General features: G+C 64.3%; 15 protein-coding genes and 1 tRNA gene. 7 read left to right on the forward strand and 9 right to left on the reverse strand.

The window, feature by feature from the left end:
- Window positions 1-21: 21 nt before the first annotated feature.
- The 6 genes from LG30_RS0107995 to LG30_RS0108015 all read right to left on the reverse strand — a co-directional run bounded on the left by LG30_RS0107995 (window position 22) and on the right by LG30_RS0108015 (window position 5,566).
- Window positions 22-912, reverse strand: coding sequence for a DMT family transporter (locus tag LG30_RS0107995; RefSeq protein WP_033130184.1), 891 nt, complete (start codon window positions 910-912; stop codon window positions 22-24).
- A gap of 156 nt (window positions 913-1,068) precedes the next feature.
- Window positions 1,069-1,209 carry an entericidin A/B family lipoprotein gene (locus tag LG30_RS21515; protein WP_081966086.1) on the reverse strand — a complete coding sequence of 47 codons (141 nt, stop codon included), beginning with the start codon at window positions 1,207-1,209 and terminating at the stop codon, window positions 1,069-1,071.
- Window positions 1,210-1,253: 44 nt separating this feature from the next.
- Window positions 1,254-2,315 carry a PQQ-dependent sugar dehydrogenase gene (locus tag LG30_RS0108000; RefSeq protein WP_033130185.1) on the reverse strand — a complete coding sequence of 354 codons (1,062 nt, stop codon included), beginning with the start codon at window positions 2,313-2,315 and terminating at the stop codon, window positions 1,254-1,256.
- Window positions 2,316-2,456: 141 nt separating this feature from the next.
- Complete coding sequence (gene rhaD / locus LG30_RS0108005) at window positions 2,457-3,284, reverse strand: rhamnulose-1-phosphate aldolase (protein ID WP_033130217.1); 828 nt, start codon at window positions 3,282-3,284, stop codon at window positions 2,457-2,459.
- A gap of 180 nt (window positions 3,285-3,464) precedes the next feature.
- A complete protein-coding gene (locus tag LG30_RS0108010) occupies window positions 3,465-4,616 on the reverse strand; it encodes an iron-containing alcohol dehydrogenase (protein WP_033130186.1) in 1,152 nt (383 codons plus the stop codon).
- A 107-nt stretch (window positions 4,617-4,723) separates the two neighbouring features.
- Window positions 4,724-5,566, reverse strand: coding sequence for a helix-turn-helix domain-containing protein (locus LG30_RS0108015; protein WP_052100909.1), 843 nt, complete (start codon window positions 5,564-5,566; stop codon window positions 4,724-4,726).
- A 278-nt stretch (window positions 5,567-5,844) separates the two neighbouring features.
- Between LG30_RS0108015 and rhaB the strand changes: the two genes are divergently transcribed.
- The 5 genes from rhaB to LG30_RS0108040 all read left to right on the forward strand — a co-directional run bounded on the left by rhaB (window position 5,845) and on the right by LG30_RS0108040 (window position 11,970).
- On the forward strand, window positions 5,845-7,329 hold the full coding sequence (rhaB, locus tag LG30_RS0108020; RefSeq protein WP_033130187.1) for a rhamnulokinase: 1,485 nt from the start codon (window positions 5,845-5,847) through the stop codon (window positions 7,327-7,329).
- Window positions 7,326-8,585, forward strand: a complete 1,260-nt coding sequence (locus LG30_RS0108025) for an L-rhamnose isomerase (protein ID WP_033130188.1) — start codon at window positions 7,326-7,328, stop codon at window positions 8,583-8,585. The genes rhaB and LG30_RS0108025 overlap by 4 nt, the downstream gene beginning before the upstream one ends.
- Before the next feature lie 126 nt (window positions 8,586-8,711).
- Window positions 8,712-9,740 (forward strand): L-rhamnose/proton symporter RhaT, encoded by a 1,029-nt coding sequence (gene rhaT, locus LG30_RS0108030; RefSeq protein WP_033130189.1) that lies wholly within the window; start codon window positions 8,712-8,714, stop codon window positions 9,738-9,740.
- A gap of 11 nt (window positions 9,741-9,751) precedes the next feature.
- The gene (gene rhaM, locus LG30_RS0108035; RefSeq protein WP_033130190.1) at window positions 9,752-10,066 is read left to right on the forward strand and encodes an L-rhamnose mutarotase; all 315 of its coding nucleotides are present in this window, start codon (window positions 9,752-9,754) and stop codon (window positions 10,064-10,066) included.
- 263 nt (window positions 10,067-10,329) lie between these two features.
- Window positions 10,330-11,970, forward strand: coding sequence for a SulP family inorganic anion transporter (locus LG30_RS0108040; RefSeq protein ID WP_081966082.1), 1,641 nt, complete (start codon window positions 10,330-10,332; stop codon window positions 11,968-11,970).
- A 26-nt stretch (window positions 11,971-11,996) separates the two neighbouring features.
- Here the strand turns inward: LG30_RS0108040 and ppk2 are convergent, their stop codons facing one another.
- The 3 genes from ppk2 to LG30_RS0108055 form a co-directional block, all read right to left on the reverse strand.
- Window positions 11,997-12,821, reverse strand: coding sequence for a polyphosphate kinase 2 (gene ppk2, locus LG30_RS0108045; RefSeq protein WP_033130192.1), 825 nt, complete (start codon window positions 12,819-12,821; stop codon window positions 11,997-11,999).
- 258 nt (window positions 12,822-13,079) lie between these two features.
- A tRNA-Arg gene (locus tag LG30_RS0108050) sits at window positions 13,080-13,156 on the reverse strand.
- A gap of 50 nt (window positions 13,157-13,206) precedes the next feature.
- Window positions 13,207-14,361, reverse strand: coding sequence for a flagellar assembly protein FlgT (locus LG30_RS0108055; protein WP_033130193.1), 1,155 nt, complete (start codon window positions 14,359-14,361; stop codon window positions 13,207-13,209).
- 351 nt (window positions 14,362-14,712) lie between these two features.
- Here LG30_RS0108055 and LG30_RS0108060 point away from each other — a divergent pair, with 351 nt between their 5' ends.
- Window positions 14,713-15,333, forward strand: coding sequence for a FlgO family outer membrane protein (locus LG30_RS0108060; RefSeq protein WP_033130194.1), 621 nt, complete (start codon window positions 14,713-14,715; stop codon window positions 15,331-15,333).
- A gap of 13 nt (window positions 15,334-15,346) precedes the next feature.
- Window positions 15,347-15,772, forward strand: a complete 426-nt coding sequence (locus LG30_RS0108065) for an LPP20 family lipoprotein (protein WP_033130195.1) — start codon at window positions 15,347-15,349, stop codon at window positions 15,770-15,772.
- Window positions 15,773-15,957: the final 185 nt, after the last annotated feature.

Here is a 15,957-nt window from a genome sequence, read left to right on the forward strand (position 1 = left end):
TAAGCGGGAGTGATGGCGTTTTTATGACAGCGGCGGGCTCGTCTTGCGTGCCTTGGAGGGACGTACCAGCAAGCCAAGCAGGGCGCCACCCATGATGAGCGCCCCCGCCAGCAGGTGGCGCGGGGTGAGCTGCTCGCCGTTGAGCCAGACCAGCAGCAGGGTACTCAGCAGCGGGGTCAGGTAGGCGAGCGCGCCGATGCGGCGCGGATCCCCGTCCCGCAGTGCCAGATACCAGGTGACGAAGGCCGCCCCCATGGGACCGAGCGCCAGCCCCGCGATGAGGAGCCAGTCCGCCTGCGGGATCCGGGCGAGGGGCAGCGGCCCTTCCAGCCCCCAGGCGAGCAGCAGCGCCAGCAGCCCTGCGGGCAGGCAGGCGGCGGCCGTGACCACGGCGGGAGCGGGGGGCAGGCGACGGGAGAGCACCGAGTAGGCCCCCCAGATGATGGCCGCGCCCAATGCCAGCAGGTAGCCGGGCAGATAGGCCTGCTGCAATTGCAGTTCGCCGTCGACCATCACCAGCACGGATCCGGCGAGGCCCAGTGCCCCGGCCAGCAGGTGATGCAGGTGCAGCGGGTGGTTTGGTAGCAGCAGCGGGGTGAACAGAATGATGCACAGCGGCCACAGATAGTTGATGAGGTTCGCCTCCAGCACGGGGGCGTGGCGAAAGCTCATGAACAGCAGCAGGTGATAGAGCAGCAGGGCCGTGATGGTCACCAGCCAGGTGACGGGGCGGGCCCGCCACTGACGCCAGAACGGCAGGGCACCGGCACCGCAGAAGAACAGCACCAGCCCCACCAGCACCAGCGGCGAGACGCTGGTGATACGGGAGGTAAGTGCCGCGAGCGAGGCCCACAGCAAGATGGTGAGCAGGGCCAGGCCGGTGGACTTGTCCCACCAGGAAACAGCAGACATCCAACACTCCTTTGCAAGATGAACAAAAACGAGGGCCAGTCTATCAGACTGGCCCTCGTGCGGCAGTGAGTACTGGTACTTCTTTGCCCGGCGCGGGACGGGGGATGAGTGCTGTCGCTCCCCGGGAGGATTGTCCGAGCCGCCGCAGGGGGTCGACTACTTATTATCCGAAAGGTTGGTGGATTTCTGGATCACTTCCCCCGCCTTCTCCACATCCCTGCCCATGCCATGGATGGTGTTGCACCCCAGCAGCAACAGGCAGGCACCCAGCATCAACAGGTCTCGTAATCTGTTCATCATCCTTTCTCCTATGGCGGCATTGTCCATGATTCATGTTCCCGTCAGGGGGTCAGCTTGAGCAGGCGTCCGTTACTGGCATCGGTCAACAGGTAGAGGGCACCGTCCGGTCCCTCCTTGACGGTGCGGATCCGCTCTCCCAGCTCGGTCAGCAGCCGCTCCTCAGACACAATCTTGTCCCCTGCCAGCCGCAGATGCAACAGGGCCTGGCCGCGCAGGGCGCCGACGAACAGATCCCCCCGCCATGCCTTGAACAGCTCGCCTCCATAGAAGGTCATGCCCGAGGGGGCGATGGAAGGGACCCAGACCCAGAGCGGTGACACCATGCCCGCCGCCGCCGTGCCCGAGCCAATCTTGCCGCCCCCGTACTCCTCGCCGAAGGTCACCCTGGGCCAGCCGTAGTTGCGGCCGGGCAGGATGAGATTGACCTCGTCCCCGCCCTGAGGGCCGTGTTCGTGAGCCCAGAACTGCTGGCTGCCTGGGCGCAGTGCGGCCCCCTGCATGTTGCGGTGGCCCAGGCTCCAGATCTCGGGCAGAGCCCCGGCGGTCCCGACGAAAGGATTGTCGGCGGGGATCCGGCCATCCTTGTGCAGGCGCACCGTCTTGCCGAGGTGGTTGTCGAGGGTCTGGGCCCGCTCCCGTTCGGTGAAGCGATCCCCCAGGGTGATGTAGAGGTAGCCGTCATCGGTCAGCAGCAGACGGGAGCCGAAGTGGGCGCCGCCGGCGACCTTGGGTTGCTGGCGAAACAGCAGTTGCCAGTCGACCAGGCTGTCTTTCTGCAGCCGGGCCCTGGCCACCGCGGTGCCGGCTACCCCGTCGCCGGGCTCGCTGTAGCTCAGGTAGAGCCAGCCCTCCTGGTCCAGGGCGAGATCGAGCAGGCCGCCCTGGCCCGCGTTGGCGATGGGGGGCAGACCCGAGACCGGGTGACGCTGGCCCTTGGCATCGATGCGCAGCAGGCGGCCGGGGCGCTCGCCGATCAGCAGCTCCCCCCCGGGCAGGAAGGCCAGCCCCCAGGGGTGGGCCAGCCCGTCCACCAGCGGCACCAGGGTCAGCGCCCGCACCGGGGTCACCAGGCAGAGCAGCAGCAGTGCAAGCAGTCGCAACAAGGGGGTCTCCTCTCTCGAATGGACCGGGGTGCCGGGCGGGTCAGCGTAGATAGTCGCTGAAGTATAGGGGGTTGCAAAGAGTCGGAAACAACAAGCCCCTGCGTGGGCAGGGGCTTGGGCGGTGACACTGTCGGCTGACGCTTAGAGGCCGAACGTCTCCTGCAGCTCCTGCATGTCCCGCGCGCTGACCCCTTCAGGTTCGAAGCCGCTGGCGAGGCACATCAGGTGCAGCTTGGCGCCCTTGTTCGCCACGTCGACGAAGTCGAATGCCATCAGCGCATCGATGCCGGTGGCCACGGCGCCGTGCTTCTCCCAGATCGCCACATCATGCTGGCGCAGGGCGGCGGTGGTGCCGTCCGCCATGGTCTGGCTGCCGGGCATGCAGTAGGGTACCACTGCGATGCCGCGGGGAACGAAGGCGCGCACTTCCGGCAGCATCTTCCAGCAGGCATGGGTGTAGGACGCGCTGTCGCGGGCGTAACGCGGATGGTGGGAGAGGGCGATCAGCTCCAGCGGGTGGGTGTGTACCACGCAGCGGTCGGCGGCGCCCCGGCGTTGCTTGTCCATGATGATCTCCACGTGGGAGATGAACTCGCTGGTCGGCCGGTAGTCGTGCAGGCCGCGGCCGCCCCACAGGATGTGATAGCCGCGGGCCTCGTCATCGATCCGCAAGACACAGCCCGCGAGATCCGGGTTGCGCAGCTCGCGGATCCGCTCGCCGGTGCCCTTGACGAAGAACAGGTGACCGGCGCTGTCGGCCGGGAAGGCCCCCTCGCCGCCCACCATGGAGAGCGGGCAGTGGGGATAGCCGCTCAGATCGGTCGGCGCCGGCCCGAAAATGTCGGTGAGATCGACCGAGATGTTGCCGCCATTGCGCTCGGCCCACTCCCGTTGCCACAGGTAGGCGGACACCTCGACCACCTTCTCGATTTCAGCCAGCACGGCCGCATTGAATTCAATCTGCTGCATCATTCCCTCTACTCGCATTGTGAAGCTGGAGCCACTGTAGCGGGGGCCGGCGAGGCGGGCCTCAACGAGGCAGCCAAGGCCGGGGAGGAGTTGGCCGGATTTTCAAGAAGCGGGAAATAGGCTGTAAAAACGCCGCCCTGGGCAGGCGGCGTAGCGGGTGCGATCAGCTAGAGGCTCGGCTCAGAAGGCGGCCTGATAGAGCGCCAGCAACTCGGCCTTGCTGGCCGGTCGCGGCGCGCAGCCGGAGCAGGGATCGGCTTTCGCGGCATCGACCCAGCCCGGCAAATCCTCTGGCCGGATGCCGAGCTCACGCAGGCCGGAGGGGATGCCGACCCGGCTGGAGAGCGCCCGGATGGCCTCGATGGCGGCGTGGGCGGCGGCCTCCTCGCTCAGGGCGCCGGTGTCGACTCCCATGGCGGCCGCTATCTCGGCGAAGCGCGCCGTCCTGACCTGCAGGTTGAACGCGCAGACCACCGGCAGCAGTATGGCATTGCAGACGCCGTGGGGCAGGTTATGGGTGGCGCCCGGCTGGTGGGCCAACGAGTGCACATAGCCGAGCCCGGCGCTGTTGAACGCCATGCCGGCGAGGAACTGGCCGTGCGCCATCATCTCGCGGGCGGTCAGATCCTGGCCGTCTGCCACCGCCTGTGGCAGGTATTCGGCGATCAAGCGGATGGCGGCGAGGGCCGAGTGATCGGTCAGCACGTGGGCACCGATGGAGACATAGGCCTCGATGGCATGGGTCAGTGCGTCCATGCCGGTGGCGGCGGTCACGGCGGCCGGCAGCCCTGTCATCAGGGTAGGATCGTTGACCGCCACCTCCGGGATCAGGGCCGGATCTATGATGACCATCTTCACCTTGCGCCCGGTGTCGGTGATCACCGCGTTGCTGGTCACCTCGGCGGCCGTGCCCGAGGTGGTGCTGACGCACGCCATGAAGGGGCCGCGGTGGATGACCTTGCCGATCCCCTCGAACGCATGGATCGGCTTGCCGGGGTTGGCCACCAGGGCGCGGATCGCCTTGGCGGTATCCATGGCGCTGCCGCCGCCAAAGCCGATGAGGGCATCACAATCCCCCTCCTGCCAGCTCGCCAGCGCCGCCTCGACGACCCTGTCGGTCGGGTTGGCCAGGACGCCGTCGAAGATCACCGGGTTGAACCCCTGATCGCGCAAGGCGGCGAGCAGACCATCCAGCAGGCCGAACGTCAGCAGCGCCTGCTCGGTCACTATCAGTGGTCGGCGGGCGGGTTGCTGGCTCATCAGCACGACCAGATCCTGGATGGCGCCGCGGCCCGAGAGGCTGAGTTGGGGCAGACAGAGTGTGAAGCTCATGATCAATATCTCCTTGGGAATGAAATTAGGGAGATATTAAGCCTGTCAGGGTGGATGACCTTGAAGAGACAGCCAGCATAAATAATATATTGGCAGTGAGTTGAAGATTATTTATAGCGCTTTCGATATTGCAGTGGGGTCGCTTCAAATACATGATGAAACTTGCTGGAAAAATAATTTCCATCATTGAATCCGCTTTCGAACGCGATCTCGGTCACGGATTTTTCGGTATGACTGAGCAACCAGGAGGCGCGGCATAATCTGAGCCGGCCAAGATAGTTATTGGGCGTCAAACCCGTGTGTTCCTGTATTTTCCGATTCAGGGTGCGCAGCGGAATGGTGAAGCGCTCGGATAATTCACTCCAGTCGATCTCTTCCCGATAATTTTCATCGAGATAGCTGATGAGGGACGACAGCCGCGCCTGATCGGCCTCCCCCTGCTCGCCGGTCAGGGCGCGCTGCTGGGTGCGCCAGAGCAGCACCGCCAGCTGGCTGAACAGGGCCTCGATCATCACCGGAGAGCAGGCATCCCGCCGATCGCTCTCCTGCGCTATCTGGCCCAGCAGGGTCTCGCTATGGGCCTGCAGATGGGCGGGCAGGCGCAGCACCCCGCTCCCCGGGTGGCAGCTGGTCTGCAGCATCTGCTCCAGATCGCCGGCAAGGTGGAATCCTTCTGGCCGGAACAGCACATTGGTCAGGCAGAGATCCTTCATCTGATCGAACATGTGGGCATCGTCCTCCCGCAGGTAGAACACGCTGCCCCGGCTGATGTGTACCGCACTGCCGTCCGTGATGTGGATGGCGCAGCCAGACTTGATCAGCACCAATTCATGAAACGAATGGCAGTGCTCCGGGAAGGGTTCCTGAGGGGCACGCGGTAACACGCTGATGATCCGGTTCTGGTCAAAGAAGTCGGTCTGCTGCAGACGAAACATGATCAGGCTCTTCATGAAGGGATGCTCAGTGAATACGCGCATAGAGGGAGCAGGGTCAAATTGGCAGAGTGTTTTCCGTGAGGCCTTTCACAGTTATCCGGTTATTTACTTAACGGCCAGCTTCAATTGTTTCCTGCTGCAGAAATTAAATTTGAACTGACTCACAGTTTTATATCGGCAACGGACTTTCTCGATTTTTATGCCAGTCGTTCCTTTTTTATGGCCTTGGGAGAAAGGTGGCGAATAATTCAGAAACATAAAGTGACGACATCGAGAATTATGGAGTCGATTCGATGTCAGTCAATATTGCAGCAGTGGATTTGGGTGCCTCCAGCGGGCGAGTAATATGGGCCCGCTATGATCCGGTCACACAAGATATCGCCATGCAGGAGATGCACCGCTTCGCCAACGGCATGGTGCAGATCGACGGGCAGGATTGCTGGGAGCCGGAGCGCCTCTTCTCCAACATTCTGCACGGGCTGGAAAAAATCGATGCCGCCGGTGTGCGACTCGATGCGGTCGGCATCGATGCCTGGGGCGTCGACTTCGTGCTGCTGGATGCGACCGGCAAGATGCTCGGCGAGGCGGTGGCCTATCGCGACGATCGCACCGACGGCGTGCCGGAGCGGCTGTGGCAGCAGCTGCCACGGGAGGCCATCTACCGCCGCAGCGGCATCCAGTTTCTGAAGTTCAACAGCCTGTACCAGATCCGGGCGCTGCTTGACGAACAGCCAGCCTGGCTGGCCCAGGCCGCCCGCCTGCTGCTGATCCCGGACTACCTGCACTACCGCCTGAGCGGCGAGCTGAGCTGCGAATTCACCAATGCCTCCACCAGTCAGCTGGTCAACGCCCGCAGCCGTGACTGGGATCCCGAGCTGCTGGCGCTGATCGGGGAGGGGGCCAACTGGCTGCAACCCATCACGGCCCCCGGGACCCGGCTGGGGCACTGGACCAGCCCGTCCGGCCATCAGGTCAGCGTCATCCTGCCCGCGACCCACGACACCGGCTCGGCCATAGTTGCCACCCCGCTGGCCGGGAGTGGGGCCGCCTACATCAGCTCCGGCACCTGGTCACTGGTCGGGGTCGAGCGCCATGCCCCTATCACCGACGAGGCCGCAGAGGCGGCCAACCTGACCAACGAAGGGGGGGTGGAGGGCACCTGGCGTCTGCTCAAGAACGTCATGGGGCTCTGGCTGGTGCAACGGCTGCAGGCGCTGTGGCCGACCCAGAGCTTCGCCACCCTGGTGGCACAGGCCGAACAGGCCAGGCCCTTCGCCTATCTCATCCACCCCAACGATGAGCGTTTCCTCAATCCCCCCTGCATGCGCACGGCGATCCAGCAGTTCTGTCAGGAGACGGGACAAGGCAGGCCGCAGACGGCGGGGGAGCTGGTGCGCTGCGTGCTGGACAGCCTGGCGTTCTGCTACGACCGGGTGCTTGGCGAGCTGGAAGCCGTCACCGGCGAGCCCATCACGACACTGCATATCGTCGGGGGGGGCTCCCAGAATCAACTGCTCAACCGCCTCTGCGCCGACATCTGCCAGCGCACCGTGCTGACCGGGCCGGTGGAGGCCTCGGCGCTCGGCAACATCGGCTGGCAGCTCAAGGGGCTGGGCCTCTTGCAGGATCTGGCGGACGTGCGCCGGCTGATCCGCCACAACACCCGCATCGAAACCCTGGAACCCCGTGAGATCCCGCAGCTGGATCGCCACCGGAAACACTTTGCCGCGCTCTGTGCGCACAGCCATTCAGATACCTTAATCGAGGAAGTTGTATGAACCCGAATATTGAAACCGCCTTCGCCCTGGCCAAACAGCAATATGCCGCGCTCGGCGTCGACGTCGACCAGGCGCTGGCGACCCTGGCCACCATTCCCGTTTCCATGCACTGCTGGCAGGGGGATGACGTCGGTGGCTTCGAGGCCGAGGCCGGCGATCTGACCGGCGGCATCCAGGCGACTGGCAACTACCCGGGCAAGGCCCGCAACGCCACCGAGCTGCGACAGGATCTTGACCTGGCGATGTCGCTTATCCCCGGGGCCAAACGCCTCAACCTGCACGCCATCTACCTGGAGTCCGAGGTCCCGGTGGCGCGCGACCAGATCGAGCCGAAGCACTTCGCCAACTGGGTGAACTGGGCCAAGGCGAAGGGGATTGGGCTCGACTTCAACCCCAGCTGCTTCTCTCACCCGCTGAGTGCCGATGGCATGACCCTGGCGCACCCAGACCCCGAGATCCGCCGCTTCTGGATCGATCACTGCAAGGCCAGCCGCCGCGTCTCCGCCTCCTTCGGCCAGGCGCTGGGCACCCCCTCGGTGATGAACATCTGGATCCCGGACGGCATGAAGGATCTGCCCGCCGACCGACTGGGACCCCGCCAACGCCTGATGGCCGCCCTGGACGAGGTGTTGGCCGAGCCGCTGGACGAGGCCCATCACATCGATGCGGTGGAGAGCAAGCTGTTCGGCATAGGTGCCGAGTCCTACACCGTCGGCTCGAACGAGTTCTACCTAGGCTATGCCAGCTCCCGTGACATCGCGCTCTGCCTGGATGCCGGCCACTTCCACCCCACCGAGGTCATCAGCGACAAGATCAGCGCGGCCTCCCTGTTCGTTCGCCACCTGCTGCTGCACGTCAGCCGCCCGGTGCGCTGGGACAGCGACCACGTGGTGCTGCTGGACGACGAGACCCAGGCCATCGCCAACGAGATAGTGCGCAACGATCTGCTGGCGCGGGTGCATGTCGGGCTCGACTTCTTCGATGCCTCCATCAACCGCATCGCGGCCTGGGTCATCGGCACCCGCAACATGAAGAAGGCGCTGCTGCGCGCCCTGATCGAACCCATAGCCCTGCTGCGTCAGGCCGAGCAGCAGGGGGATTACGCCACCCGCCTCGCCCTGATGGAAGAGACCCGCAGCCTGCCCTGGCAGGCGGTCTGGGACTATGCCTGTGCCCAGGAAGGGGTACCGGTCGGTACCGACTGGCTGGCGGTGGTCAAGGGTTATGAGACCGAGGTGCTGTCGGCGCGTCGCTGATGGGGCATCAGGCACCCGGCCTGTGCCGGGTGTCATAAAAACAACAAAAACAGCTCGGTAGCCCGCCGGAACGCTTTCCCCCGGCGGTCAGCCGCAACACAATCGTACCCATACAAGGAAGATCTTATGTCTGCTATCGCATCAGGAATCGGTTGGCACCTGGTTGGCGCCGCCTCCGCCGCCTCCTTCTATGCCCCCCTCAGCAAGGTCAAGAAATGGTCGTGGGAGACGACCTGGGCCCTGGCCGGCCTCTTCTCCTGGATCCTGCTGCCCTGGTTCGTCACCTCCCTGCTGATCGAGGACTTCGCCTCCTTCTACAGCGTGGTGGACAGCAAGGCGTTCTGGGGCATGTTCCTGTTCGGCGCCATGTGGGGCGTCGGCAACGTCAACTATGGCCTCACCATGCGCTACCTCGGCATGTCCCTCGGCATCGGCATCGCCATCGGGGTCACCCTGGTGGTCGGCACCCTGATGCCCCCCATTCTGCGTGGCGAGTTTGGCACTCTGATCGGCACCTCCAGCGGTCAGATCACCCTGTTGGGAGTGCTGGTCGCCCTGGTCGGCATCGGCATCGTCACCTGGGCCGGCCACCAGAAGGAGCAGAGCCTGGGCACGGCGACCAAGGAGTTCAACCTGAGGAAGGGGCTCGGCCTCGCGGTCATGTGCGGCATCTTCTCGTCGGGCTTCGCCTTCGGGCTGGAGGCGGCGGCCCCCATCAAGCAGGCCTCGCTGGCGCTGGGCATAGACCCGCTCTATGCCATGCTGCCGAGCTACGGCATCATCATGGGTGGCGGTGCCATAGTGAACATGGCCTTCTGCTTCATCCGCCTGGCCACCCGCCCCGAGCTGTCGCTGCGCAAGGATCTGGCCCAGCCACTGCCGAGCCTGCTGATCAACGGCCTGCTGGCCGCTACCGGTGGCATCATGTGGTACCTGCAGTTCTTCTTCTATGCCTGGGGTGAGGCCAGCATTCCCGAGCACCTCTCCTTCGTGAACTGGATGCTGCACATGAGCGGCTACGTGCTCTGCGGTGGGATCGTGGGGTTGCTGATGGCGGAATGGAAAGGGGTAGGGACGCGCCCGGTGCGCATTCTCTGCATCGGCATGCTGGTGATCGTCGGGGCCGCCAACCTGGTTGGCATGGGCATGGCGTGAGGAGCGACAAGATGATCCGCAAGGCATTTCTGATGTCGGTTCACCCCGGCTGCGAGACGGAATACCGCCGTCGTCACGATGAGATCTGGCCTGCCCTAGCCGAGACCCTGAAGGCGCACGGGGCCAGCAACTACAGCATCTTTCTCGACTCCAAGAGCTGCCAGCTGTTTGCCTACGTCGAGATAGAGGACGAGGCGCGCTGGGAGGCGGTGGCGGACACCGCCATCTGCCGGGAGTGGTGGGGCTACATGAAGAGCCTCATGCCTTCCCATCCGGATGACAGCCCGATCAGCCGGGAGCTGGTCTCGGTCTTCTGCCTGCCGTGACGCGACGGGAGCAGGGTTCATCCTGATTGGAACGGGACGCGCGAGCGTCCCGTGTTTCGTTGTGGCGGCTCCTGCTTCGCGCGCCCGTCACCTATCTTGAGGCATTCAGCCCGGCGCAAGGCGGGGCGCGTACACTTCATGGTATGACGAGACATAGTCGGCACGCTCAGGCGAGCGGCTATGGCCGTCGGTTGGCAACGGGCCTCTTTGAGCGCCGGTTGCAACATCAGGGCCCGCTCAGGCCAGCGATCATGGAGGATAAGATGTCATCACCCGCGTCGGCGCCAAGGCGCTCCCTGTCCGACCTGCTGGCCGGCGTCACCGCGTCGGCGGTCGTGCTGCCCAAGGCCATGGCCTATGCCACCGTGGCCGGTCTGCCGGTGGCGATCGGTCTCTACACCGCCTTCGTTCCCATGTTGCTCTACGCCCTGTTGGGCTCCTCCCGGGTGCTCAGCGTCAGCTCCACCAGCACCCTGGCGATCCTGACCGCGACCCAGCTCGGGGTGGTGGTGCCGGATGGCGATCCCGGCCAGCTGCTCATTGTGACGGCCACCCTGACCCTGCTGGTGGGGGCCATGCTGATGCTGGCGGCGGTGCTGCGGCTCGGCTTCGTGGCGAACTTCATCTCCCTGCCGGTGCTGGTGGGGTTCAAGAGCGGCATAGGGCTGGTAATCATCCTCGATCAGCTGCCCAAGTTGTTCGGGGTGCACATCCAGAAGGAGAACTTCTTCATGGATCTCTACCACCTGGGGCAGGCGTTGCCCGAGACCTCCTGGCTGACGCTGGGGGTCGCCCTCGTCACCCTGGTGGTACTGGTGTTCATGGAGTGGCGTTTCCCGCACTCCCCGGCTCCCTTGCTGGGGGTCGGCATCGGCATCGCGCTGGTGTGGGGCTGGGGTCTGAACGAGGCAGGGGTCGCCATCGTCGGGGCCATTCCCACCGGCCTGCCCAGCCTGACGATGCCGGATCTGGAGCTGGTGCTGCAGCTGCTGCCGGGGGCGGCGGGGATCGCGCTGATGAGCTTCACCGAGACCATAGCCGCCGGCCGGGCCTTCGTGGGGGAGGGGGAGCCCGAGATCAATCCGAACCGCGAGCTGGTGGCCACCGGGCTGGCCAACCTGGGCGGCGCCTTCTGCGGCAGCATGCCGGCGGGGGGCGGCACCTCCCAGACCGCGGTGGTCCGCTCGGTCGGGGGTCTGAGCCAGTGGGCCTCCGCCGTCACGGCCGCGATGGCGCTGGCCACCATGATCTTCCTCGCCCCCCTGCTGTCCTGGTTGCCGAACGCCACCCTGGCGGTGGTGGTCATCGTCTACTCGGTGGGCCTCATTCAGCCGGGAGAGTTTCGCAAGATAGGGCAGATCCGCATGATGGAGTTCCGCTGGGCCGCCATCGCCTGCCTGGGGGTGCTGCTGTTTGGCACCCTGCAGGGGATAGTGGTGGCGATCCTGGCCTCCCTGCTGGGGCTCGCCAGCCAGACGGCGCAGCCCCAGGTCTATGTGATTGGCCGCAAGCCGGGGGAGGATGTGCTGCGCCCGCTCGCCGAGCGCCACCCCGATGACGAGACGATCCCGGGCCTGCTGATCCTGCGGCCGGAGGGGCGCCTGTTCTTCATCAATGTGCAGTATGTGGCCGCCCAGATCCGCCAACTGATCGAGACCCACCAGCCCGAGGTGGTGGTGCTGGACATGAGCCGGGTGCAGGATGTGGAGTACTCGGCGCTGATGATGCTGATGGAGGGGGAGCAGCATGCGCGTGCCAGGGGGGTCAACCTCTGGCTGGCCGGGCTCAATCCCGGGGTGCTGGAGAACGTGCGCCGCTGCGGTCTGGCCAGTCAGCTGGGTGCCAGTCGCATGCTGTTCAATGCCAGGGCGGCGATCCGTCAATATCAGCAGGGCAAGGGGTGAGCCTGGGGCTCGCCCCTTGCGGCTGATCAGAAGGGTTCAGGGATGAAGCGGAACGGATGGTCGGTGGGTTTGACCTTGCCGACCTTGCGCTTGGGCAGCTTGACCGGCTCGGCCGGCAGCTCCTCGTAGGGGATATGGGTCAGCAGGTGGGAGATGATGTTGAGCCGCACCCGCTTCTTGTCCTCGGAGCGGGCCACGAACCAGGGGGCCCAGGTGGTGTCGGTGGCGGCAAACATGGCATCCCGCGCCTGGGTGTACTCATCCCAGCGATCGAATGACTTGATGTCCATCGGCGAGAGTTTCCAGGTCTTGCGACCATCGTCGATGCGATCCCGCAACCGGCGCTCCTGCTCCTCCGGGCTCACTTCCAGCCAGTATTTCAGCAGGATGATGCCCGAATCGACCATGGACCACTCCATCTGCGGCGCGCTGGCCAGGAACTTGTCGCTCGCCTCCGGGGTGCAGAAGCCCATGATCCGCTCCACCCCGGCCCGGTTGTACCAGCTGCGATCGAAGATGACGACCTCGCCGGCGGCGGGCAGATGGGGGACATAGCGTTGGACATAGAGCTGGCTCTTCTCCCGCTCGGTGGGGGCAGGCAGCGCTATGACCCTGAACACCCGCGGGCTGACCCGCTCGGTGATGGCCTTGATGGTGCCGCCCTTGCCGGCGCCGTCGCGTCCCTCGAAGACGATGCACACCTTGAGCCCCTTGTGCACCACCCACTGCTGCAGCTTCACCAGCTCCACGTGCAGGCGCCGTAGCTCCTTCTCGTACTCCTTGGTGCCGAGCGGCTTGTGCTCGGGCGCCTCTGTGACTTGTTCTACCTTGGCTTTCTTCTTGTTACCCATGATGTCCTTCTCTTGTCTCAAACTGGTGGAGAGCGGCCGTCACCCTTGACGGTTACTCCTAGAGTGTACATGACGACACTTTTGATAACAGTCGGAGCACAAATAGGAGAGGGAGTGGGATCACAGATTGCCGTGTGAGTCACATGAGACGAATGGATGAGGTAGGGGAAGTGCCAGAGGCTGGACTCTCTGGTGTGCCACCAGAGGTGGATAGCACAAGGGGTTGGTATCATGATGATGCCAACCCCTTGTCTTGTATGGTGTTCCCGACTGGAGTCGAACCAGTGGCCTGTCCCTTAGGAGGGGACCGCTCTATCCAACTGAGCTACGGGAACCTTGTGGCGGGCATTATACAAGAAGCCGCCGCCTTTTAAACCCTTGATTCCTATTCCAATACGGCCAGATCGCCGACTTGGACGTTAAATGGCGAATATTTGTTCTGACTGCTGATGACGGCGCCATCCTCGAATACCTGCACGACCTCGAACAGGCCATCGGCCGGGTTGCGCATCACGCGGGACTTGCCATAGGGATCGACGAAGTCGGCGCTGTGCTGAACGCGGAACTGATCCCCGAGTTTGACGCCGTTGCGCCTTCCTAAGTTGATGTGAGGGCCGCGCTCGTGCTGACCGACGATGCGGGCGGTGACCTGGGCACAGCCCAGCTCGGCGATAATATCCTGGGCCGCCTCCTGCAACTGGTAGTTCACCTCCTGGCCATAGCTCGACTGCCAGAACTGGCCGCTGCTGCTGCCGACCTGCTCCCGCTTGGAGAAGGTCCAGTTGGCGCGTCCCTGATACTCCTTGCGGCCGAGCAGGCTGCCGTTGATGCCGTCAAACAGGTAGAGCTGCATGCGAAAATTGCGAATGGGATCCCGGTACCAGCTGGTCAGCTGATTGCCCTGGGGCTCGAGGGAGAGATCGTCGATGCTGCCGAGCACCAGATACTGGCTGTCGGTGCGCAGGCTCAGGGCCTTGATCTCTTCGAGGGCGCTGCGGTCCCCCTGTTGCAGATGGAGCGGGTCGATGCGCAGGTTCTCATCCAGCCACTGGCGGGCGAGCACCCCTTGCGGCGCCTTGGCCAGGGTCTCGAACAGGCGGCGGGAGAGATCGGCCGACATGTCGTCGAGGGCGCCTGTGCTCGCCTGATCCGGGTAGCGCATCCGTAAGCGGACCAGCGTCAAATCCTTGGCGTACTGCTGGGTCTGGCAGATCTGGCGCTGCGCCAGGATGTCGGCCTGCACAGTGATGTACATGCGGCCGTTGCGTACCTCCTCCCGCTTGAGCCGATACTGGCGGATGTCGCCCCCTGAGCGGATCTGGATCTGCTCGGAGCGCAGGCTGCCGTTCTCCAGACGCTGGATGCTGGAGACGGCCGCGCCGCTCGCCAGCAGGGCCTGGCGCAGCGCATCCCGGGTCGCCTGCTCGCGGGCATAGGCCTCGTCGCCACCGAGGATGGCGGCACTGCCCTGGGCCTCGATGAGCTCGGCCCGGGCCGACAGGCTGACCAGCAGCAGGGTTAACAGCAGCGGAACTTTCATAACGGACACCTTGAATAAACAAACGTCAGCGACCGGCTGTCGAGATGACGGCCCGGGCCGGGACTGAACATAAACACTTGCCGGTTTGCACCCTTGGTGCAAATAAAAGCAAGATCCATGCCTCATTCCCAGCGGTAGAGGTGCCGGGATACGGGGAGCGCCGGTGGATTCCCTGTTCGGGATGGACGGCGGCAGGATCCTGTCTCGCTGCCAGCCTTGCGCATGGCAGCCTGTCGTGCGTCGCCGCGTTGGCTACGGATGAACGACGGCGAGATCCTCAGTGCATTCCCGCCTCAAGTGTTGGCCGTCTCGACCGATAACAAGTCAGGTGTAGATACAGGACAGGTATCCATGAACAGATTTATCACGGCGCTGGCGCTGGCGCTGGCGCTGGCTGGCTGCGGGGCCGCCGATCCCATCAACCGGGATCAAGGGGATCCTCGTCAGGCGGCGAAGGGGATGGAGCTCAACTGGCTGGTGGCGCGCATGACCGATCAGCTGATGGAGCGCAAGTCCCTCACCACCCTGGTCGAGCCCATCGCGGTGGCCTCCTTCGTCGATCTCGATACCCTCAAGGACACCAACTGGATGGGGCTGCAGATCGAGGAGAGCTTCATCTATGAGCTCAACCGGCGCGGGGAAGTGGTGGTGGACTTCAAGACCACGGGCAACATTCAGGTGACGCCGCAGGGCGACTTCGTGATGAGCCGCAACTACCGGGATCTCTCCCCCCGTTTGCCCATCTCCCGCATCCTGACCGGCACCTTCAGCCGCAACCAGCAGGGGATCCTGGTCAACGCCCGCATCATCGATCTGCGGACCAAGATGGTGGAGACCACGGCCCAGAGCCTGATCCCGCAACAATATCTGTCCGGCGCCAGCAACTCGTTTGGCCGGGCATCGGTCAATCGGGGCTACCTGATGCGGGGCGGCCAGAGCCCGTCCGGCCATCTGGTCAACCTGACCCCCTGACAAGGAGCAATAGATGAAAATCCTACTGAGTTGCCTGATGGCAATGCTATTGACTGCCTGCAGCGCAAATCGGGTCGTGAATTACGACGGTGGGGGCAAACCGGATGACTTCCCGGTGCTCAAGGCGGTCGGCTACGCGGTGATCGACATCCAGCCGGGGCCGTCCCAGTCGGAGAAGATGCTGCAGGCCATTCGTGCCTCCAAGATGGATGCCTACCGGGAACTGGCGGAGCAGCTCAACGGCCAGCAGGTGAGCGGTCGCAGCAGCTACAAGGACTTGACCCAGACCGCCAACACCCTGGATGTGTCGGTGGCTGGCATGGTGCGCGGCGCCCGTGTGGTGGCGACCTATCCCCGTGGCAACACCTATGCCACCGAGCTCGAGCTCGATACCCGCAACCTCTATCACCTCAACCAGCTGATGGCCGGTCAGTTCTAGCGCCGGAAGCGGGACTCCATCCTCTATCACCATGGCTGGCAAGTTATGAGCCAGCCGACAGGGGTAACAAAAAGGCGAGCCATGGGCTCGCCTTTTTGTTGTCCGGGGGCCGGGTCTGCTGGGGGCAGGACCGGGGTTGGCGCCCCGTCAGCTTGAGTCTGGGGCTCGGTTGGCGGCCTGCATCG

The organism is Aeromonas aquatica, assembly GCF_000764655.1.
GTDB classification, from domain to species: Bacteria; Pseudomonadota; Gammaproteobacteria; order Enterobacterales; family Aeromonadaceae; genus Aeromonas; species Aeromonas aquatica.

Coding starts and splice junctions, on each gene's coding strand:
- LG30_RS21515 (WP_081966086.1), bottom strand. CDS start 1,209: ATGAACAGATTACGAGACCTGTTGATGCTGGGTGCCTGCCTGTTGCTG.
- rhaB (WP_033130187.1), top strand. CDS start 5,845: ATGTCAGTCAATATTGCAGCAGTGGATTTGGGTGCCTCCAGCGGGCGA.
- rhaT (WP_033130189.1), top strand. CDS start 8,712: ATGTCTGCTATCGCATCAGGAATCGGTTGGCACCTGGTTGGCGCCGCC.
- rhaD (WP_033130217.1), bottom strand. CDS start 3,284: ATGCAGCAGATTGAATTCAATGCGGCCGTGCTGGCTGAAATCGAGAAG.
- LG30_RS0108025 (WP_033130188.1), top strand. CDS start 7,326: ATGAACCCGAATATTGAAACCGCCTTCGCCCTGGCCAAACAGCAATAT.
- ppk2 (WP_033130192.1), bottom strand. CDS start 12,821: ATGGGTAACAAGAAGAAAGCCAAGGTAGAACAAGTCACAGAGGCGCCC.
- LG30_RS0108010 (WP_033130186.1), bottom strand. CDS start 4,616: ATGAGCTTCACACTCTGTCTGCCCCAACTCAGCCTCTCGGGCCGCGGC.
- LG30_RS0108040 (WP_081966082.1), top strand. CDS start 10,330: ATGTCATCACCCGCGTCGGCGCCAAGGCGCTCCCTGTCCGACCTGCTG.
- LG30_RS0108060 (WP_033130194.1), top strand. CDS start 14,713: ATGAACAGATTTATCACGGCGCTGGCGCTGGCGCTGGCGCTGGCTGGC.
- LG30_RS0108055 (WP_033130193.1), bottom strand. CDS start 14,361: ATGAAAGTTCCGCTGCTGTTAACCCTGCTGCTGGTCAGCCTGTCGGCC.
- rhaM (WP_033130190.1), top strand. CDS start 9,752: ATGATCCGCAAGGCATTTCTGATGTCGGTTCACCCCGGCTGCGAGACG.
- LG30_RS0108015 (WP_052100909.1), bottom strand. CDS start 5,566: ATGAAGAGCCTGATCATGTTTCGTCTGCAGCAGACCGACTTCTTTGAC.
- LG30_RS0108065 (WP_033130195.1), top strand. CDS start 15,347: ATGAAAATCCTACTGAGTTGCCTGATGGCAATGCTATTGACTGCCTGC.
- LG30_RS0107995 (WP_033130184.1), bottom strand. CDS start 912: ATGTCTGCTGTTTCCTGGTGGGACAAGTCCACCGGCCTGGCCCTGCTC.